The following is a 19,714-nucleotide window of genomic DNA, read 5'->3' on the forward strand; positions in this document are numbered from 1 at the left end:
GCAGCGAGTCGATGAAGTCGTTGAGCGGCAACTCGGCCGGCACGGGCTGGCGACATGCTGAACCACCTGAGCGCCGAGCGCCGGGGCACGCTGGCCCCGATGCTCGGCGGGCTCCCGGACGGGCTCCGGGAACGCGCTCAGGCGACGATCAGGTAGATCCCGTAACCGACGATCGCCGCGCACAGCGCGAAGCAGATGACCGCCCCGGCCAGCGGACCGGTGCCCGAGGCACCCGATTCGCGGGCCGACTCGCGCTGCGAGAGCCCGACCACCCCGAACGAGAACAGGCTCGTCAGCACGACCACCGAAGCGAGCGCGACGACGAAGACGAGACCGAGGGAACCCCAATCGATGTGCATGGCGCTCCTCAGGCGTTGGCCGGCTGCACAGCCGGCTCGGACTCGTTGATGGAGTTGGCGTTGACCGGGTTCCGCTTCGACGCGAGGTAGATGCCCACCGCGACGACGACCCCGGCGAGGCCGATCAGGACCGTGCCCCAGGTGCCGAGCGTCGACACCTCCGCGGCGACCGCGCCGACGATCGCGGCGGCGGGCAGCGTCAGCGCCCAGGCCACGACCATCTTCCCGGCGACGCCCCAGCGGACCTCGGCGAGCCGCCGGCCCAGGCCGGAGCCGATGATGCCGCCCGAGCAGACGTGCGTGGTCGAGAGCGCGAACCCGAGGTGCGCCGAGGTGAGGATGACCGCCGCGGCGCTGGTTTCGGCCGCGAAGCCCTGCGGCGTCTGGATTTCGGTGAGCTTCTTGCCCATCGTCTGGATGATCCGCCAGCCACCGAGGTAGGTGCCGAGCGCGATCGCGGCACCCGCGGTGAGGATGACCCAGATCGGCGGGTTGGAGCCCGGCGCGAGCGAGCCCGACGCGATCAGCGTCAGCGTGATGACACCCATGGTCTTCTGCGCGTCGTTCGTACCGTGCGCGAGCGAGACCAGTGAAGCCGACGCGATCTGACCGGCCTTGAAGGTCTTGCCCACGGTCTTGTCCTTGGCCCGGGCGGTGATCCGGTAGACGAGGAAGGTGCCCAGCGTCGCGACGATCCCGGCGACGATCGGCGAGGCGAGCGCGGGGATCAGCACCTTCTCGACGACCTTCCCGAAGTGGACGGCGTCCGAGCCCGAGGCGATCCAGGTGGCGCCGATCAGCCCGCCGAAGAGGGCGTGCGACGAGCTCGACGGCAGCCCGATGAGCCACGTCACCAGGTTCCACACGATCGCCCCGACCAGGCCGGCGAAGATGATCACCGGCGTCACCTTGGTGTCGTCGACGATGCCGCCGGAGATCGTCTTCGCGACCTCCACCGAAAGGAACGCGCCGACGAGGTTCAGGACCGCCGACACGGCGACCGCGACTCTCGGCTTGAGCGCGCCGGTCGCGATCGAAGTGGCCATCGCGTTGGCCGTGTCGTGGAAGCCGTTGGTGAAGTCGAAGGCCAGTGCCGCGACGATCACCACCAGCACGATCAGTGAGAAGTCCATAGGTGACTCTCCCGTCCCGAAGTCGCTGCGAAAAAACGCTACCCAGCGGGTGCCCGGCACCCGATCCCGAAGGCGTGACGGCTGGCTGAACTCTCCATGAACCGGTAAGCGCTTTCCCGGCATATCCGGCAATTCAGGCAGGGTAGGGCCAGCCCGACCACCGATCCGGTGGTCTGGCCCAGTGCGTCCGGCCCGGTTCGCTGCGACCGTCGATCGGACGAAAGGGGCAGCGATGAACAAGCTCGGGTGGGCGGTCGTCGCGACGGTGGCGTCGGCGGTGTTGTTCTTCTTCGGCACGGGCCTGGACCCGGTACCCGAACTCGCGTGGCTCGCCCCGCTGCCGATCCTGCTGCTCGCACCCCGCGTCCCGGGCGCGGCCGCGCTCGGCTGCGCGTTCCTCGCTCACCTCGCGGGGAGCGCCGGCACCTGGAGCTACTTCTGGCATTCGCTGGCGGTCCCGCGTCCGGCGGCGATCGCGATCCTGGCCGGCAGCGCGCTGCTGTTCGCGTTGTCCGCCGGGCTGTTTCGGCTGCTGGTCCGGCGCCGCCACGGCTTGGTGGCCGCGCTCGCCGCGCCCGCGTTGTGGACCGTCGCGCTCTACGTCGTTTCGCTGCTCAACCCGACCGGGCTGATGGGCACCCTGATGACCACCCAGGCCGACCGGCCGGACATCCTGCGGATCGCCGCGGTGACCGGCGGCTGGGGCGTCGAGTTCCTGGTGCTGTTCGTCCCGGCCGCCGTCGCCGCCGCGCTCGCCCCCGGGGTGCGGGCCCGGTCCCGCACGACCGGACTGGTCGCGGTGGCCGCCACACTGGGCGCGCTCGTCTTCTGGACCGTGCCGGCGCCCGCCGGGCCGTCGACGCGGATCGCCCTGGTCGCGCCGGGGCAGAGCCGCTGGGCCGTGGACGTCGCCACCCCGGACGGCCAGGCACTGATCCAGTCCTATGTGGACCAGATCCGCCGGCTGCCGGACGGCGTCCAGGCCGTCGTGCTCCCGGAAGCCGCCTTCGCGGTGGACGAGGCCAGTCGTCCGCGTCTCGTCGACGCCTTCACGGACGTCGCCCGGGTCCGCGGCCTCGACGTCGTCACCGGCGTCCTCGACACCACTCCCGGAGGCCGGTTCAACGCCGCCCTCGCGATTCCGCCGACCGGCGCGCCGGTCGAATACCGCAAGTGGCACAACGGGGATTCGAAGAACATCGCGTCCGGCACCGGGCTCGCGCACCTCGCCGGGATCGGGCTCATGGTGTGCATGGACGTCAACTTCGCCGACCCCGGCGGCGAATACGGCGAAGCCGGCACCGGCCTGGTGCTCATCCCGGCCTCCGACGAGGACGCCGACGGCTGGGAGCACAGCCGCACGGCGCTGATCCGCGGCGTCGAGAACAGCTTTTCGGTGGCGTGGAGCGCCGCCCGCGGCACGCCGATGCTCTCGGACGCCCAGGGCCACGTCCTGGCCGACGCGCACACCGGCGGCGGCCCGTTCACTGTGGTGGTCGCCGACGTCCCGATCGGCCCGGGCAAGACCCCGTACGCCCGCTTCGGCGACTGGTTCGCGTGGCTCTGCGGTCTCGTCGCGGTGGCCGGGATCGTCGTCGGGGCCCGCAAGACGTCGTTGTCACCCGTCACAACGAACACCCGTCATCTCTGAGCGTTCTCCCAGTTCGCCTCCAGTGGTATGTGACAGACCATGATCTGCATCACCTACTGACGGGTAACTGGAGGCAACGGAATGCGGGTCACCAACGGCGGTGTCAAGCGAATCCTGACCGTGCTCGCCGCGGCGCTCACCTTCGGCGCGGTCGCGCCGGCGATCGCCGAAGCGGCACCCACCAGCGGCTGGAACGACTGGGGCTGCCGTCCGTCGGCCGCCCATCCGGAGCCCGTCGTGCTGGTGCACGGCCTCGGCGCGAACGACACCGTCAACTGGTTCTTCCACGCGCCGAAGATCGCCGCCCAGGGCTACTGCGTCTTCTCGCTGACCTACGGCACCGGCATCCTCGGCCCGGCGGTCGGCGGGCTCGCGTCGATGCGCGACAGCGCCGCGCAGCTGGGCCGGTTCGTCGACCGGGTGCGGTCCACCACGGGCGCGGCGAAGGTCGACATCGTCGGCCACTCCGAAGGCAGCACCATGCCCGCGTACTACCTGAAGTACAACGGCGGCGCGGCGAAGGTCGCGCACTTCGTCGGCTTCGGCGCGAACTACCGCGGCACCACCCTCGGCGGCCTCGACAAGCTGGCGAAAGCGTTGCTCACCACCGTTCCCGGGCTCGACCTGGTCCTGAAGACCGCCTGCGGCTCGTGCAAGGAGTACCTCGCGCCGTCGGCGTTCCTGGACGATCTCGCGCGCGGCGGTGTGCACGTCGCCGGGCCGGCGTACACCAACATCGTCAGCAAGTACGACGAAGTCGTGACGCCGTACACCAGCGGGATCATGAACGAGCCGGGCGCGACGGACATCGTGCTGCAGGACTTCTGCGCCTCCGACGCGTCCGGGCACCTGAGCCAGGCGGTCGACCCGAACGTCACCGGATTGATCCTGCACGCGCTCGATTCGTCCTACACGCCGAAGTGCACGCCGTTCACGCTTCCGCTGTGAGCGGGTTCTGCCCGAGGTACCGGCGTCCGTTCTCCGCGGACTCCCGGACCGCGGCGAACCCGTAGCCCACCATCGCCGGCTCGTAAGCCGCCACGGCTTCGAGCGGCGGAGACCCGGCCAGCGCGGACGCCAGCGCCGCACCGTCGCGCAACGCGGTGTTGGCGCCCGCGCCGCCGGCCGGGCTCATCGCGTGGATCGCGTCGCCGACGAGCGTCACCCGCGACGGCTCCCACGGCCCGATCGGCACGCTGGTGCGGATCGGCTGCGGGAACGTCGCCGGGACGTCCCAGTGCCCGACCATCGCGCGGGCCAGCGGGTGCCAGCCGCCGACCAGCCCGAGGGCCACTTTCTGCAGGTCACCGGGGGTCATCGCGGCGAGCTCCGCCTCGTCGTGGCCGACGACTTCCCAGCGGGCGCCGACCGAACACGTCATGTACGACTCGTCGTCGCGCAGCCGCAGGTCCGGCGCCAGCCGGGCGCACGCGGCGGCGACCGGTTCCGGGTAGTCGACCGGCGCGAACCCGGCCATCGTCCGGTCCGGGCCGACCATCATCGAGAACACCGCGAACATCTCGGGCTCGAACAGCGCCCGGGTTTCCGCGGTGAGCGGGATCCGGCCGTAGAGGTGCACGAGCCCGGCGTCGACGACCTGGGCGTGCGGGAGGTACCGCTGCCGCACGACGGAGTTGATGCCGTCCGCGCCCACCAGGAGGCTGCCGCGGGCGGAAGTGCCGTCGGCGAAATGCGCGGTCACGCCGTCTTCGTCGGTCTCGTGGTGCGTGAATCGCTTGCCGTAGAGGACTTCCTGGCCGTGCAGCAGGATCTGCCGCAGGGTGAAGCGGTTGATGTTGAGGTGGGTGCCCTCGTCTGCCAGGCGCGTGAGCAGCCGCAGCTGATCGTCGTAGACGTTCGTGTGCGACAGCGCCCGGCCCGCCGTGGCGCGGAAGAGTTCGTGCAGCTCGGGAGGCAGTACGTCGCGCAACGCCGTATCGCCGACGCCGCTGATGTGCAGCCGGTAGCCCTGCTTGCGCGCGCCGGGCGATTCGTCACGTTCGTATACCCGACACGGGATTCCGGCTCGGCGCAGGCCGTGCGCGAGACTCAAGCCGCCCAGGCCGGCGCCCACGATGATCACAGACACAGTTGTCCCTTCGTCGCTTCCGAGGAAGGGACGCACAGGTAAGCCTGCATGCCGTAAAAGCACAACGCCGCCCGGACTAACCCATACCGGACTGTGTCTTCGCGCGTCCTCGCCGACGACGTTAGCGCACCCGATCTCCGGCGCGCCACACCGATTTCGTGAGCGGCACGCCCGGCCGGTACGCCAGGTGCGTCACCGACGGCGCGTCGAGCACGTGGACGTCCGCCCGCGCGTCAGGCCGCAGCACCCCGACGTCGTCGCGGCGCAACGCCTTCGCGCCGCCCGCCGTGGCCGACCAGACGGCTTCCTCGATCGTCATGCGCATCTGCAGCACCGCCGTCGCGACGCAGAACGCCATCGACGTCGTGTACGAGCTGCCCGGGTTGGCGTTGCTGGCCAGCGCGACGGTCGCGCCCGCGTCCAGCAGCCGCCGGGCCGGCGCGAGGGGCTGCCGGGTCGACAAGTCGCACGCGGGCAGCAGGGTCGCCACGGTTTCCGACGCCGCGAGGGCCTCCACGTCGGCGTCGCTCAGGTAGGTGCAGTGATCGACGCTCGCCGCGCCGAGGTCCACCGCGAGCCGCACGCCGGGACCTTCGCCGAGCTGGTTGCCGTGCACGCGCAGGCCCAGCCCGCGCTCGGCCGCGGCTTTCAGGACCCGTGACGACTGGGCCTCGTCGAACGCCCCGGTCTCGCAGAAGACGTCCGCCCAGCGCACGGAACCGGCCACCGCGTCGAGCATCTCGCCGCACACCAGGTCCACATAGGACTCGGCGTCGGCGCCCGGCGGCACGAGGTGCGCGCCGAGGAACGTGACCTCGTCGGCCACTTCCCCGGCGATCCGGGCGCTGCGGGCCTCGTCCGCGACCGTGAGGCCGTAGCCCGTCTTGGTCTCCAGGCAGGTCGTCCCCTGCCGCGCCGCTTCGCCGACGTGGCGGCGCAGGTTCGCCGCCAGCTGTTCGTCGGACGCCTCCCGCGTCGCGCCGACCGTGATCGCGATTCCGCCTGCCGTGTAGGGCTTTCCGGCCATCCGCGCCTCGAACTCGGCGGTGCGGTCGCCCGCGAAGACGAGGTGCGTGTGGCTGTCGACCCAGCCTGGCAGCACCGCGCGTCCCTCGACGTCGACGCGCTCGTCGGCGTCCGGCGCGTCTTTCGCCGCCCCCACCCAGGCCACTCGCGAGCCGTCCACGACGAGGGCGGCATCGGTCAGCCTGCCCAGCTCGGCGTCGTTGGTCGTGAGCTCGCCGATGCCCGTGATTAGGAGTGCCACAGTGCCTCGATCTCCTTCGCCAGAACGGTTTCTGGTCGCTCGATCAGCTGGTGCTCACCTTCCCGCACGACCTCGCGGCCCGCCACGACGACGTGCCGGACGTCGGCCCCGGACGCGGCGAACACCACGCCCGACGGCTCGATCCCGGCCGTCCGCACCGAGTCCAGCCCGATCGTGACGAAGTCCGCGCCCCGGCCTTCGGACAGCGCACCGACCTCCGGCCAGCCGACCGCGGTGTGGTCGGTGCCCGCCTCGAGCAGCTCTTCGGCGGTGAACCGGCCGCGTTCCTCGCTGGCCAGCCGCTCGTCCAGCTCCAGGGCGCGGGTCTCTTCGAAGGCGTCGACGACGGCGTTGCTGTCACTGCCGACGCCGAGCCGGACACCGGCGTCGCGCAGCGCACGAGCCGGGCCGATGCCGTCGCCGAGGTCGCGTTCGGTCGTCGGGCAGAAGCACGCGCGGGCCCGGGCGGCGCCGAGCCGGTCGATGTCCTGCCCGGTGAGGTGGGTGGCGTGCACGGCGACGAGCCGGTCGGTCAGCACCCCTCGCCGGTGCAGCAGCTCGGTCGGGGTGCAGCCGTACGCAACCTGGCACTGCTCGTTCTCGGCGCGCTGTTCGGAAAGGTGGATGTGCACGACCCGCGCACTGTCCACAAGTGACAGTTCATCAGCCGGCACCGCCCGCACCGAGTGGATCGCCGCGCCGACGCGGAACAGCTCGTCTTCCTTCAGGTCTCCGACGCGCGACGCCCACGCCGAGGCCGAGCCGTCGGAGAACCGGCGCTGCACCTCGTCCGGCTCGACGCCGATGCCGCCTGCGAGGTAGCAGGTGTCCAGGAGCGTCAGCCGGATCCCGGCGTCCGCCGCGGCCCGCCGCAGCGCCTCCCCCATCGCGTTCGGGTCGGCGTAGGGCTTCCCGCCGGGCGCGTGGTGCAGGTAGTGGAACTCCCCGACGCTCGTGTACCCGCCGAGCACCATCTCGGCGTAGACCCCGCGCGCCAGCCGGTAGTAGGTGTCCGGGTCGAGCCGCGCGGCCAGGGAGTACATCCGCTCGCGCCACGTCCAGAACGTGCCGCGCTCGTGGTGCGTCCGGCCCCGCAGGGCGCGGTGGAAGGCGTGCGAATGCCCGTTCGCGAAGCCGGGCAGCGTGAGCCCGCTCAGGACCACGCCCCCGCGGGGCGCGCCCGCGGTCACGCTCGTGATGCGCCCGTCGGCGACGTCGATCCGGACCCCGGACGCGATCCCGCCGGGCAGCCAGGCCTGTTCGCACCAGAAAGTCATCGCGCCAGGTGCTCCAGGACGTCGGTGAGAGCGGTCGCGCCGGCCTCGACGTCGCCGGGCTCGGCGAACTCCTCGGGCGAGTGGCTGATCCCGGTCGGGTTGCGCACGTACAGCATGCCGGCCGGGACGAACCCGGCGAGGATCGCCGCGTCGTGCCCGGCGCCGGTCGGCAGCTCCGGCGGCGCGCCGAGGCGATCGGCGAGGTCACGCCGGAGGGCGTCGTCGAACACGACGTCGTCCGAATAGGACTCCCGGGTCACCGTGACCCGGCAGCCTTCCTCCTTCGCGGCGGCTTCCGCGGCCTGCTTGATGTCCTCGACCAGCGCGGGAGTCGCCGTGCCGGGCACCCGCGCGTCCAGCCAGAGGTCCACAGTGGACGCGATGACGTTGGTGCCACCCGGCGTCGGGACCAGCCGGCCGACGGTCGCGCGCGCGTCCGGCACCGCCCGGGCCAGCCGGCGGACGGCGGTGACCGTCGCGGCGGCGGGCAGCATCGGGTCGGCCCGGTCGTCGATGAGCGTCGCGCCGGCGTGGTTCCCCTGGCCCTCGAAGGAGAACCGCCACCGCCCGTGCGCGATCACCGTGCTGCCGACGGCGACCGGCGCGCCGAGGTCGATGAGCCCGCGCCCCTGCTCGACGTGCAGCTCCAGGAACTTCCCGATCAGCCCGAGCCGCCCGGGGTCGGGGCCGATCAGCGCCGGGTCGAAGCCGGAGTTCCCGGCCGCCTCGGCGAACGTCACGCCGTCGGCGTCACGCAGCCCGCGCGCCTTGTCCGCGTCGATCGTGCCGGTGAGCAGCCGCGAACCGAGGCACGGGACGCCGAACCGGCCGCCTTCCTCCTCGGCGAACACGACGACGGCGAGCGGCTTGCCGGGACGGAACCCCTTGTCCCGCAGGCTTTCCACCGCGGCCAGTGCGCTGACGACGCCCAGCGGGCCGTCGAAGGCACCGCCGCCGGGCACCGAGTCGAGGTGGCTGCCGGTGACGACGGCGTCCGGGCCCGGCGGTCCCCACCAGGCCCAGATGTTGCCGTTGTGGTCGGTGTCGACGTCGAGTCCGAGGCCCAGCGCCCGCTCGCCGAACCACGCGCGCAGGTCCTGCTCGGGCGAGTCGAACGCGTGGCGCGAGTACCCGCCGCGCTTCGCGTCGCGCCCGACGTCCCCGATCTCTTCCAGGAAACCGGAAGCCGTCACGCCCGCTCCCGCATCGGGATCCGCACGCCACGCTCGTCGGCGACGTCGTTCGCGCGGTCGTAGCCGGCGTCGACGTGGCGGATGACGCCCATGCCCGGGTCGTTGGTGAGCACGCGCTCCAGCTTCCGCGCGGCCAGCTCCGTCCCGTCGGCCACGCTGACCTGGCCGGCGTGGATGGACCGGCCCATGCCGACGCCGCCGCCGTGGTGGATCGACACCCAGCTCGCCCCGGAGGAGGTGTTGACCAGGGCGTTGAGCAGCGGCCAGTCGGCGATCGCGTCGGAGCCGTCGGCCATGGCCTCGGTCTCGCGGTACGGCGAGGCGACGCTGCCGGAGTCGAGGTGGTCGCGGCCGATGACGACGGGCGCCTTCAGCTCGCCGCTGGCGACCATCTCGTTGAACCGCAGGCCGGCCAGGTGCCGCTCGCCGTAGCCGAGCCAGCAGATCCGGGCCGGGAGCCCCTGGAAGGCCACGCGCTCGCCGGCCAGCTTGATCCAGCGGGCGAGGGATTCGTTCTCCGGGAACAGTTCCAGCATCGCGCGGTCGGTGGCCGCGATGTCCTCGGGGTCGCCGGAAAGCGCGGCCCAGCGGAACGGGCCGTTGCCCTCGCAGAACAGCGGGCGGATGTAGGCGGGCACGAAGCCGGGGAAGTCGAACGCGCGCTCGCAGCCGCCGAGCTTGGCTTCGCCGCGCAGCGAGTTGCCGTAGTCGAAGACCTCGGCGCCCTTGTCCATGAACCCGAGCATCGCTTCGACGTGCTCGGCCATCGACTCGCGCGCGCGGTCGGTGAACTCGTCGGGCTTCTTGGCCGCGTAGTCGTGCCAGTCTTCGACGCCGACGCCCTTGGGCAGGTAGGACAGCGGGTCGTGCGCGGACGTCTGGTCGGTGACGATGTCGACCTCGACGCCGCGGCGCAGCAGCTCCGGCAGGATCTCGGCGGCGTTGCCGACGATGCCGACCGACAGCGGCCGCTTCTCCCGCTTCGCGCGGGTGACGCGCTCGATGGCGTTGTCGAGGTCACCCGAAACCTCGTCCAGGTAGCGGTGCTCGACGCGGCGCTGCGCGCGCTGCGGGTCGCACTCGATGACGAGCGCGACGCCGTCGTTCATGGTCACCGCGAGGGGCTGCGCGCCGCCCATGCCGCCGAGGCCGGCGGTCACGGTCAACGTCCCGCGCAGCGTGCCGCCGAACTTCTTCTTGGCGACGGCGGCGAACGTCTCGTACGTGCCCTGGAGGATGCCCTGGGTGCCGATGTAGATCCACGAGCCCGCGGTCATCTGGCCGTACATCGTGAGGCCCTGCTGCTCGAGGCGGCGGAACTCCGGCCAGGTCGCCCAGTCGCCGACCAGGTTCGAGTTGGCGAGGAGCACCCGCGGCGCCCACTCGTGGGTGCGGAACACGCCGACCGGCTTGCCGGACTGCACGAGCAGCGTCTCGTCGTCGTCCAAAGTGGTCAGTTCGCGGGTGATGGCGTCGAAGCTGGCCCAGTTGCGGGCGGCCTTGCCGGTGCCGCCGTAGACGACCAGGTCCTCGGGGCGCTCGGCGACCTCGGGGTCGAGGTTGTTGTGGAACATCCGCAGCGCGGCTTCGGTCTGCCACGACTTGGCGGTGAGCTGGGTGCCGCGGGCGGCACGGACTACGCGGGACATTCTCAGACCTCCAGACGGGCGGCGTCGAGGACGGCGCCGGAGCGGACGAGTTCTTCGGCGGCCGCGATCTCGGGCGCCAGGTGCCGGTCGGGGCCGGGGCCCGCGACCCGGGTGCGGAGCAGGTCCCGGACGCGGCCGGTGACCGGCGACGGCTCCAGCGGCGCCCGGAAGTCGAGCGCGCGGGCCGCCGTGAGCAGCTCGATGGCCAGCACGGTGGTCAGGCCGTCGACGGCCTTGCGCAGCTTCCGCGCGGCCGACCAGCCCATGGAGACGTGGTCCTCCTGCATCGCGCTGCTGGGGATGGAGTCGACCGACGCCGGGACGGCGAGCCGCTTCAGCTCGCTGACGATCGCGGCCTGCGTGTACTGGGCGATCATGTGGCCGGAGTCGACGCCGGGGTCGTGGGCGAGGAACGGCGGCAGGCCGTGTGAGCGCGCCTTGTCGAGCATCCGGTCGGTACGGCGCTCGGCGATGCTCGCGACGTCGGCGACCGGGATCGCCAGGAAGTCCAGCACGTACGCGACGGGCGCGCCGTGGAAGTTGCCGTTGGACTCGACGCGGCCGTCGGCCAGGACGACGGGATTGTCCACAGCGGACATCAGCTCGCGCTCGCCGACGAGCTCGGCGTGGGCGAGGCTGTCGCGCGCGGCGCCGTGCACCTGCGGGGCGCAGCGCAGCGAGTAGGCGTCCTGGACGCGGTTGCAGTCCGGGCCGCGGTGGCTCTCGACGATCTTCGAGCCCTGCAGCGCCGTCCACATCCGCGCGGCGGACGTGGCCTGGCCGGGGTGCGGCCGGAGGGCCTGCAGCTCGGCGGCGAACGCGCGGTCGGTGCCCAGCAGCGCCTCGACGCTCATCGCGGCGGTGATGTCCGCGATGTCGAACAGTTTGTGCAGGTCGGCGGCGGCCAGCAGGAGCATGCCGAGCATGCCGTCGGTGCCGTTGGTGAGGGCGAGGCCCTCCTTCTCGGCGAGGACGACCGGCTCGATCCCGGCTTCCTTCAGCGCTTCTCCCGCCGGCTTGGTCACGCCGTTGTGCACGACGTCGCCTTCGCCCATCAGCGCGAGCGCGACGGCGGCCAGTGGCGCGAGATCGCCGGAGCAGCCGAGCGAGCCGTACTCGTGGACGATCGGCGTGATCCCGGCGTTGAGCAGGGCCGCAAGCGTTTGCGCCGTGCCCGGGCGGACGCCGGTGTAGCCGCTGGCGAGCGTCCGCAGCCGCAGCAGCATGAGCCCGCGGACAACCTCGGTCTCGACGGCGGGCCCGGCCCCGGCGGCGTGCGAGCGGATCAGGCTGCGCTGCAGCGCGGTCCGGCTCTCGACGGGGATGTGACGGGTCGCGAGCGCACCGAAGCCGGTCGAGACGCCGTACGTGGGTGTGACGGCGTGGGCGAGGTTCTCGATGTGCTGGCGGGTCGCGGCGAGGTTCTTCTCGGCCGCGTCCGAAAGCCCGACCGGCGCGTGGCCGCGGACGACGTCGACGACCTGGGCGGCGGTCAGGGGTTCCGGGCCCAGGAGCACTTTTTCCGGCATGGGCTCATTGGACACGGCGTTTCCCGCTGGTGGGATGCCTCAACGGGTGGTTCCGTCTGGTATCCCAGACGTTAGCCTTGGGCCATGGGTGAGAGCAGCGAAGTGCCGGCGCTGCGCCGCGGCTTGGCGGTGCTGAGCCTGCTGGCGACGCGTCCGGGCCCGGTGACCGCGGCGGCGATCGCGCGCGAAGCGGGCCTCCCCCGGTCGACGACGTATCACCTGCTCAGCGAGCTGGAGGCGGCCGGGTTCGTCGTCCACCTGCCCGCGGAACGCCGCTACGGCCTGGGCATCGCCGCGTTCGAGCTGGGCTCGGCCTACCTCCGCCACGACCCCCTGGAGCGGCTGGCCGGACCGTTGCTGCGCAAGCTCGTCGACCGCGCCGGCCATACGGCCCACCTGGGCGTGCTGCACGGCAATGAGTCCCTGTACCTGATCAAGGAGCGCCCGGCCCGGCCCGAGACGCTGGTGACCGAGGTCGGCGTCCGGCTGCCGGCCCAGCTGACGGCGTCCGGCCGCGCGATCCTGCGCCACCTTCCGGCCCCGCACGTCCGGGCGTTGTTCCCGTCGGCGTCGGCGTTCGTCCTCCGCACCGGCCGCGGCCCGCACACGCTCGCCGAGCTGCGCCGGACGTTGACGGCGGAGCGCCGCCTCGGCTGGTCGGTGGAGGACGGCCACGTGACGGAGGGGTTCGCGTCGGTGGCGGCCCCGGTCTTCGACCACGGCGCCCGCCCCCTGGCGGCGATCAGCGTGACCCTGCGCCACCACTGCGCGACGGAGCCGTGCACGGAGACGTGGCCGGAGCTGGCAGCCGAGGTAGCGGCGACGGCCGCCGAGCTGACCAGCCGCATCGGCGGCCACCCGGGCTGACGCTCAAGACCTGGCGGCGCCTCGTATCCCGTTCCCCATGGCTCGCATGGGCTCGGGGGCCCGGAGGGCCCGCGCGTCGGCGGCCAGCCGGCCCAGCACATCCTCGTCCTCGGCGACCCGGACCTCGACTCGCTCGATGCCGCCGTACGGCACCACATCGACCTCGACCCCCTCGACGAGGAACGAGTGCACGATGCCGCCACGTTTCTCGAGCCAGCCGGCGAGCCGTTCGAAGTCCGCAGGATCTCAGGGTTTTCCGAGTCGGATAAGTCGATCATCACTGCTCCGGATCCGTCTCCGTGTTCGTCGTCCCAGACGAGATGGGCATTGCCCGCCGTGTCCACGTAGTCGATCCCCCGGGCGCGCAGCCGTTCGGCGACCGGTTCACTGACGTAGGTCGTGATCAGCAACGCGGGAAGCCGCGCGGGCAGGCTGATACTGGTGGCGAGCTCGGGCGTGACCCGCCCGGCCGCAGCCGGCTGCTGCGATCGGGGCAACTGTCACCGAACGGCTCGATTCCACTCCGCTGGGTTATTACCGTGACCGGATAGCGGTCTGAGGGGCGCCGGCGATGGATGACGCACGGGTGACGAGGGTGGGGTTCGGCGCGGTCCTGGCCGTCGCCGAGTTCCGCGCGATGTGGGTCGCCGAGCTGCTTTCCGTCTGCGGTGACCAGCTCGCCCGCGTCGCGCTCGCGGTCCTCGTCTACCAGCGCACCAGCTCCGCCGCTCTCACCGGCCTGACCTACGCCCTGACGTACGTGCCCTCGCTGCTCGGCGGGATCCTGCTGGCCGGCGCGGGTGACCGGTGGCCGCGCCGGGACGTCATGGTCGTGGCCGACCTGGCCCGGGCCGCGCTGGTCGGCGTCATCGCGATCCCCGGCGTCCCGCTGTGGGTGCTGTGCGTGCTGGTCGCGGTGATGACAGCGCTCGGCGGGCCGTTCAAGGCGGCGCAGCAGGCGCTGCTGCCCTCGGTGCTCGAAGGCGAGCGCTACCTGGTCGGGATGGCCCTGCGGAACGTGACGATCCAGGGCGCGCAGCTGGCCGGGTTCGCCGGCGGCGGGCTGCTGATCGCCGCGCTCGCGCCGTCCGCGGCCTTGGCGCTCGACGCGGTGACGTTCTTGCTATCGGCGCTGTTCCTGGTCACCGGCGTCCGGCGGCGCGCGCCGGTGGCGCAGGCGGTCCGGCCGGCCTGGCTGTCGACGACGTCCGCGGGGATCCGGCTGATCTGGCGCGACCCGGCGTTGCGGACGCTGGTGGCGCTGAACTGGCTGGCGGGGTTCTACGTCGTGCCGGAGGCGCTGGCCGCGCCGTACGCGGCCGGGATCGGCGCGGGCGCGGCGCTGGTGGGACTGCTCATGGCGGCGGACCCGGCGGGCAGCGTGCTCGGCGGCGTCATGTTCGGCAAGTGGGTCCCCGAGCGCGTGCAGGTCCGCGTGCTCGGGTGGCTGGGGATCGCGGCGGGGTTACCGCTGATCGTGTTCGTCTTCCGGCCGGGGCTGGTGCTGTCGGTGGTGCTGCTCGCGGCGTCCGGGCTGCTGGCCACGGGCTACAACATCCAGGGCACGGTGTCGTTCATGCGGCGGGTGCCGGACGAGCACCGCGCGCAGTGCGCCGGCGTGAACTCCACGGGACTGATCACCGTGCAGGGCGTCGGCGCGGCCGCGGCGGGCGCGCTGGCCGACGTGCTGGGCCCGGCGCACACCATCGCCGCGGCCGGGGCGGCGGGTGCCGCGGTGGCCGTGCCGATCGCGAGGGCGTGGCGCCGGGTCGGACTGGCGGGACCATGACCTCAGTTGTCGCGTCCGCACATGGCGCGCCTCCCTCCGCCACCTCGGGCCGGACCGGCTCCGTCACGGGCCGGACACCATGAGTATGCAGACCGGCGCCGGAGCCCCGCGCGGCGTACCGCGCTTTCGTGACGTCCTCGTGGCTCCCCGGAACTGGGCGCTGTGGCGCCAGGGTCCGCGGGTGGTCGTCTACTGCCTGCTGAGCGAGGCCGCGGCGGTGGTCCTGACGCTGCGCCCGTTCCCGGTCGCGGTGGACCGCCGGACGCTGCTGATCCTGGCGGTGCTGCTGGTCCTCGGCGTGGTGCAGTCGGAGACGGGCCGCCGGGTCGAGCGCATCCGCCGCCGGGTCTCGGGGACGCCGCACATCAACATGACGTCGGTGTGGACGTTCGCCGGCGTCCTGTTGCTGCCGCCGTCGCTGCTGGCGGTGCTGGTCTGCGGTTTGTACGCGCACCTGGCGGTCCGCAGCTGGTACCGCCTGCAGCGGGTGCCGGTGTCGAGGACGGTCAGCAACGCGGCCATCATCCTGCTCTCGTGCTACGCGGCCCAGGCGGTCATGCGGCTCTCGGGTTTCGCCGACGTGCGCTCCGCCTTCACGCGCGGCTGGGCCGGCACGTTCGCGATCGCGGCGGCGGGGGCGACGTTCTTCGTGGTGAACGCCCTGCTGGTGCTCCCGGCCCGCCGCGAGATCGGCCGGACGCCGGAGGCGCTGTTCGGCACGTGGTCGGACAACGGCCTCGAGGTGGCCACGCTCTGCCTGGGCGCGTTGAACGCGGTGGCGCTGGCGATGTTGCCGGGCCTGGTGGTGCTGGCGCTCCCGCCGTTGCTGCTGTTGCACCGGACGGTGCTGGTGCGGCAGCTGGAGGTGGCGGCCCACCGAGACGAGAAGACGGGCCTGTACAACTCGAGCGGCTGGCACAGCCTGGCGGAGCGGACCCTGGCAGCGGCCGCCCGTCAGAACACGACGTTCGGCTTGCTGATGCTGGACTTGGACCACTTCAAGCAGGTGAACGACACCTACGGCCACCTGGCAGGCGACGCGGTACTACGCGCGGTGGCGGAGGCGATCATCTCGGCGGTCCGCGGCCGAGGCGACGCGGTAGGACGCTTCGGCGGCGAAGAGTTCGTGGTGCTGTTACCGGGCATCGCCCACCCGGACATCGGGGCGGTCGCAGAGCGCATCCGCCGGGCAATAACAACCCTCAAGGTCCCGGTGGGACAGCTGACGATCACCGGGCTGTCGACCTCGATAGGCATGGCGGTCTACCCGGAGGCAGGCACTTCGCTCCAGCGACTGCTGGACGCAGCGGATACCGCGCTGTACCACGCCAAAGCCACTGGTCGAAACAAGGTGGTCCACGTAGCGGACCTGGCCTGATCAGGCGATCTTGTGCCGCCGCCCGACATCCAACCCGAGCATTGCGAGCAGTTCGGCACACTCCCCGACGTTGGAGGAGTGCCCGGCCACGGTGATGACGGCCCGGTCGTTCTGTTCGGCAAGCCGAACGGCCTCCTCAGCCCGGATAACGCCCATCCGGCTGTCTTCATCGTTGGCGGTCGAGCTGCCGTTGGAACGGGCCCAGGTCATCTGGCCACCTACTTCCGACTCCGCGGGTGCAGAGCCATGGTCGGGCCTCAAGCATGACACTCACAAAAATTTCACCCACAAGTGGGCCCCATCACAAGGTCAGTAGACACGGTCTGTGGGGGGTGAGGTGGAGGGTCGCCCGAGTGGGGTAGGGGGCGGAGTTGGCAGGTCAACGCGCAGTTGATCGGGAGTGGGCTGGGGTGAGGTGAGTGGGTGGGTTGGAGGGCTGGGCGGGCCGAGCCGGGCGGAGGCCGGGCGGGCCGGAGGGCCGCGCCGGAGGGCCGCGCAGGCGGGCCAGTTGGGTCGGCTGGGTCGGCTGGACTGGCGGGTCGGCCAGGCCGGGCGGCTGGGCTGGCCAGGCCGAGCGGCTGGGCTGGCCAGGCCGAGCGGCTGGGCCGCGCTGGACTGGGTCGCCCGCAGGGTCGCGGGAGTGGGCTGTCGCCTAGGCCTTCCGGCACCCCGAAGCTGTCATTGTGACTACGGCCGACAACACCGCGTCAAGGCGGGAAAGATGCCTTGACCCGGCGCTGCCGGCCGTGTTCTGGCTTCGGATCGGGGTGCGGGGGGGGACTGGGTCCTCGTCGGTGCTGGTCCCGTGTCGGCTCGCTGGCGGAGACAGCGCGCTGAGCGCTGCCGCCAGGCGTCAGCCGAGTCGGTTGCGGCGCAGGCTTCGGCGCGGCGCGAGCCGGCGCCGCAACGCGGCTGAAGGCGTGCAATGGGCCCGAGGGGGTACAGGCTCGCGGCGCCGGGAGGCGCGCAGAGCAAGGGCCTGCGCAGCGCAAGGTGCGCGCAGCGCAGGAGGGGTCCAGGGGCGAAGCCCCGGAGAGAAGGGGCAAAGCCCCGACAAAGCGGGGGCCAGGGGCGAAGCCCCGGGGAGGGGGTCCAGGGGGCGAAGCCCGCCTGGCGGGGGTCTGGGGGTTCGACCCCCAGAAGCAATGAGTGAGACAAAGAGAAGGCCCCCAGCCCCGAAGGGGCGAGGGCCTTCTCGTGTCGAGTGGAGGTGCCGGGAATTGAACCCGGGTCCTCTGGCGTATCAACAGGGCTTCTCCGTGCGCAGTCCGCTACGTCTCTGCTTGGCTCCCTCGGTCACGCGAACAAGCCGAGGTGACGAGCCCAGCCACTGTTTGCTTCACGACTGTTCCCCGTGGCCGGGACAGTCGCTGAGCCTCCTAGCTGATGCCGGTACCCGGGCCGGAGGCGAACCCGGGCCGACAGAGACGCACTCGCTCAGGCGGCGAGGGCGTACTCGCGCTGACTGGAGTCGGCGCTTATTTGGTTGCGATGACGCTTAACGGTGGTCTCTCGCCTGCACCGGCACGCTTCTCCTGAATCAACGTCCAAAGTCGAAACCGTTCACCCCCTTGGTGGGAACACAACCTGTACATCATAACGCGTGCCGCCAGCTCTTTACTCCCGGCGGGTAGGGCCAGCCCTACCGCGAGGATGCCCGCGCGCACCATGTCTCCGGCGGCCCTGAACGACCACCCTGGACTCCGACAGAAAGGAGCCCGGTCATGGGTAGCGAGAGGCGGGATCCGCCGTTCGGTGGGTCGGTGGTGTTCCTGCTGATGAACCTGCCGCTGGGGATTGCGGCGTTCGTCGTGCTGACGTCGTTCGCGGCGGCCGGGCTGGGGACCGCGGTCGTGTGGGTGGGCGTGGGCCTGCTCGCGCTGCTGGTGCTGGGTGTCCGGGGGGCCGCCCGCCTGGAGCGTGCGCGGGTCTACGCCCTGCTCGACCGGTACATCGACCTTCCTTACCTGCCGTTGCCCGCCGGTGGGCAGAAGAACCGGTGGAAGGGGCGGCTGAAAGACCCGTCGACGTGGCGGGACCTGACGTACTTCTTCCTGCTGTTCCCGCTCGGCGTCGTCGAGTTCGTGCTGGTGACGACGTTCTGGTCGACGAGCCTGGCGCTGGCCGGACTGCCGATCTACTTCCGGTGGCTGCCGGGCGGCGCGTACTACTTCCCGTCCGACGAGCTGCGGTGGCTGACCGTGGATTCGACGGTGGAAGCGCTACCGTGGGCAGCACTGGGGGTGCTGTTCATCGCGTTGTCGGTGGCGCTGACGAAGGCGCTGGCGGGGCTGCACGCCCGGGTGGCGAACGCGCTGCTGGGGACGACCGTGGCCCAGCGCCGTCGGATGGAGCGCTGGTGGGAAGACGCGGAAGAGAAGAACCTGGTGGCGGGATGACCGAGGCGCAGCAGCTTGAGCATCCGCGGCCGGACCCGGCTCGCACGATCGTGTACATGATCGTGAGCTTCATCTTCCGGATCCTGCAGTTCGTGCTGATCGTGACGGGGATCGCGGTGGGGGTCGGCACGGCGGTGGTGTGGGTCGGGTTCCCGATCCTGCTGGCGACGACGAGCTTCATCCGCTGGTCGGCGGACCGCGAGCGGGCGTGGATGGGCGCGATGCTGAAGGTGCCGCTGCCGCCGGTGGAGCGGCGCTCGCAGGAGGGCCTGCCCCTGCTGCGGCGGTGGATGGTGCGGCTGAGCGACCCGACGACGTGGCGTGACCTCGCGTACCTGATGGTGGCGTTCCCGCTGGCGTGCGCGGAGCTCGGGATCGCGATCGCGTCGATCGTGCTGCTGCCGATGGCGATCTGGGTGACGCCGTGGCTGGGCTGGCTGCACGGTGAGCTGGGCATCGCGCTGCTGGGGCCGAACCGCACGACGCGGCTGGAGGAGAAGGCCGAGCGGCTGCAGGCTTCGCGGGCGCGGGGAGTCGACGCGGCCGAGGCCGAGCGGCGCCGCATCGAGCGTGACCTGCACGACGGCGCGCAGCAGCGGCTGGTCGCGGTCGCCATGAGCCTCGGGCGGGCGAAGTCGAAGTTCGACCAGGACCCGGACCTGGTGCGGGAGCTGATCGACGAGGCGCACTCGGACGCGAAGCTCGCCGTGTCGGAGTTGCGGGACCTGGCGCGCGGCATCTACCCGGCCGTCCTCGGCGACCGCGGGCTGGACGCGGCGCTGTCGGCGCAGGCGGCGAAGTCGCCGATCCCGGTGGACGTGACGGTGACCGTGGAGCCGCGGCCGCCGGCCGCGGTGGAGACGACGGCCTACTTCATCGTCGGCGAGACGCTGACGAACATCGCGAAGCACTCCGGAGCGTCCGAAGCGGTCGTGAAGGTGTGGCGGACCGACGACCACGTGGTCGTCGAGATCACCGACAACGGCCACGGTGGCGCCGAGGTGCGCCCGGGCGGCGGGCTGGCCGGGCTGGCCGACCGCGCCGCGACGATCGACGGCGTGATCACGGTGGTCAGCCCGGTCGGCGGGCCGACGGTAATCCGGGCTGACCTCCCCTGCCAGTGGTGAATAGGCT

17 protein-coding genes and 1 other RNA gene are annotated in these 19,714 nt (G+C 71.9%); 7 read left to right on the top strand and 11 right to left on the bottom strand.

What is annotated here, in order from left to right; all coding sequences use genetic code 11:
• Positions 1–137 precede the first annotated feature (137 nt).
• Positions 138–359 (bottom strand): hypothetical protein, encoded by a 222-nt coding sequence (locus ABZ342_RS38295; RefSeq protein ID WP_086676319.1) that lies wholly within the window; start codon positions 357–359, stop codon positions 138–140.
• An 8-nt stretch (positions 360–367) separates the two neighbouring features.
• Positions 368–1,492 (bottom strand): inorganic phosphate transporter, encoded by a 1,125-nt coding sequence (locus ABZ342_RS38300; RefSeq protein WP_155544606.1) that lies wholly within the window; start codon positions 1,490–1,492, stop codon positions 368–370.
• A gap of 232 nt (positions 1,493–1,724) precedes the next feature.
• Here ABZ342_RS38300 and ABZ342_RS38305 point away from each other — a divergent pair, with 232 nt between their 5' ends.
• Positions 1,725–3,143 carry an acyltransferase gene (locus ABZ342_RS38305; RefSeq protein WP_360483854.1) on the top strand — a complete coding sequence of 473 codons (1,419 nt, stop codon included), beginning with the start codon at positions 1,725–1,727 and terminating at the stop codon, positions 3,141–3,143.
• Positions 3,144–3,224: 81 nt separating this feature from the next.
• Positions 3,225–4,091, top strand: a complete 867-nt coding sequence (locus ABZ342_RS38310; protein WP_360483857.1) for a lipase — start codon at positions 3,225–3,227, stop codon at positions 4,089–4,091.
• Here the strand turns inward: ABZ342_RS38310 and ABZ342_RS38315 are convergent.
• The 6 genes from ABZ342_RS38315 to hutH all read right to left on the bottom strand — a co-directional run bounded on the left by ABZ342_RS38315 (position 4,075) and on the right by hutH (position 12,147).
• Positions 4,075–5,232 (bottom strand): NAD(P)/FAD-dependent oxidoreductase, encoded by a 1,158-nt coding sequence (locus tag ABZ342_RS38315; protein ID WP_360483860.1) that lies wholly within the window; start codon positions 5,230–5,232, stop codon positions 4,075–4,077. The genes ABZ342_RS38310 and ABZ342_RS38315 overlap by 17 nt on opposite strands.
• 121 nt (positions 5,233–5,353) lie before the next feature.
• Entirely contained in the window at positions 5,354–6,499 is a 1,146-nt protein-coding gene (hutI, locus tag ABZ342_RS38320) for an imidazolonepropionase (RefSeq protein ID WP_360483863.1), read from the bottom strand.
• Positions 6,487–7,776, bottom strand: a complete 1,290-nt coding sequence (locus ABZ342_RS38325; protein WP_360483866.1) for a formimidoylglutamate deiminase — start codon at positions 7,774–7,776, stop codon at positions 6,487–6,489. Before ABZ342_RS38325 ends, hutI begins: the two co-directional genes overlap by 13 nt.
• Positions 7,773–8,969, bottom strand: coding sequence for an allantoate amidohydrolase (locus ABZ342_RS38330; protein ID WP_360483869.1), 1,197 nt, complete (start codon positions 8,967–8,969; stop codon positions 7,773–7,775). Before ABZ342_RS38330 ends, ABZ342_RS38325 begins: the two co-directional genes overlap by 4 nt.
• The gene (gene hutU, locus ABZ342_RS38335) at positions 8,966–10,618 is read right to left on the bottom strand and encodes a urocanate hydratase (protein ID WP_360483872.1); all 1,653 of its coding nucleotides are present in this window, start codon (positions 10,616–10,618) and stop codon (positions 8,966–8,968) included. Before hutU ends, ABZ342_RS38330 begins: the two co-directional genes overlap by 4 nt.
• Positions 10,619–10,620: 2 nt before the next feature.
• On the bottom strand, positions 10,621–12,147 hold the full coding sequence (gene hutH / locus ABZ342_RS38340) for a histidine ammonia-lyase (RefSeq protein WP_360483875.1): 1,527 nt from the start codon (positions 12,145–12,147) through the stop codon (positions 10,621–10,623).
• 84 nt (positions 12,148–12,231) lie between these two features.
• Here hutH and ABZ342_RS38345 point away from each other — a divergent pair, with 84 nt between their 5' ends.
• Positions 12,232–13,014: an IclR family transcriptional regulator gene (locus tag ABZ342_RS38345; RefSeq protein WP_360483878.1), complete on the top strand. Its 783-nt coding sequence runs from the start codon at positions 12,232–12,234 to the stop codon at positions 13,012–13,014.
• Between the two features lie 3 nt (positions 13,015–13,017).
• On the opposite strand, the gene ABZ342_RS38350 is transcribed toward ABZ342_RS38345, so the two are convergent.
• Positions 13,018–13,206, bottom strand: a complete 189-nt coding sequence (locus ABZ342_RS38350) for a hypothetical protein (RefSeq protein WP_360483881.1) — start codon at positions 13,204–13,206, stop codon at positions 13,018–13,020.
• Positions 13,207–13,585: 379 nt separating this feature from the next.
• Here ABZ342_RS38350 and ABZ342_RS38355 point away from each other — a divergent pair, with 379 nt between their 5' ends.
• Both ABZ342_RS38355 and ABZ342_RS38360 read left to right on the top strand, forming a co-directional pair.
• Positions 13,586–14,803: an MFS transporter gene (locus tag ABZ342_RS38355; RefSeq protein WP_360483884.1), complete on the top strand. Its 1,218-nt coding sequence runs from the start codon at positions 13,586–13,588 to the stop codon at positions 14,801–14,803.
• 79 nt (positions 14,804–14,882) lie between these two features.
• Positions 14,883–16,181, top strand: coding sequence for a GGDEF domain-containing protein (locus ABZ342_RS38360; RefSeq protein ID WP_360483887.1), 1,299 nt, complete (start codon positions 14,883–14,885; stop codon positions 16,179–16,181).
• Here the strand turns inward: ABZ342_RS38360 and ABZ342_RS38365 are convergent, their stop codons facing one another.
• Together ABZ342_RS38365 and ssrA are read right to left on the bottom strand one after the other, a co-directional pair.
• Positions 16,182–16,391 (bottom strand): hypothetical protein, encoded by a 210-nt coding sequence (locus ABZ342_RS38365; protein ID WP_155544596.1) that lies wholly within the window; start codon positions 16,389–16,391, stop codon positions 16,182–16,184. It lies immediately after the preceding gene.
• A gap of 992 nt (positions 16,392–17,383) precedes the next feature.
• Positions 17,384–17,752, bottom strand: a transfer-messenger RNA (tmRNA) gene (ssrA, locus tag ABZ342_RS38370).
• A 153-nt stretch (positions 17,753–17,905) separates the two neighbouring features.
• On the opposite strand from ssrA, the gene ABZ342_RS38375 reads away from it, so the two are divergent.
• Both ABZ342_RS38375 and ABZ342_RS38380 read left to right on the top strand, forming a co-directional pair.
• Complete coding sequence (locus tag ABZ342_RS38375; RefSeq protein ID WP_360483890.1) at positions 17,906–18,580, top strand: sensor domain-containing protein; 675 nt, start codon at positions 17,906–17,908, stop codon at positions 18,578–18,580.
• Positions 18,577–19,707: a sensor histidine kinase gene (locus ABZ342_RS38380; RefSeq protein WP_360483893.1), complete on the top strand. Its 1,131-nt coding sequence runs from the start codon at positions 18,577–18,579 to the stop codon at positions 19,705–19,707. The genes ABZ342_RS38375 and ABZ342_RS38380 overlap by 4 nt, the downstream gene beginning before the upstream one ends.
• The last annotated feature ends 7 nt before the right edge of the window (positions 19,708–19,714 follow it).

The organism is Amycolatopsis sp. NPDC005961, from assembly GCF_040629235.1.
Taxonomy (GTDB): Bacteria; Actinomycetota; Actinomycetes; order Mycobacteriales; family Pseudonocardiaceae; genus Amycolatopsis; species Amycolatopsis camponoti.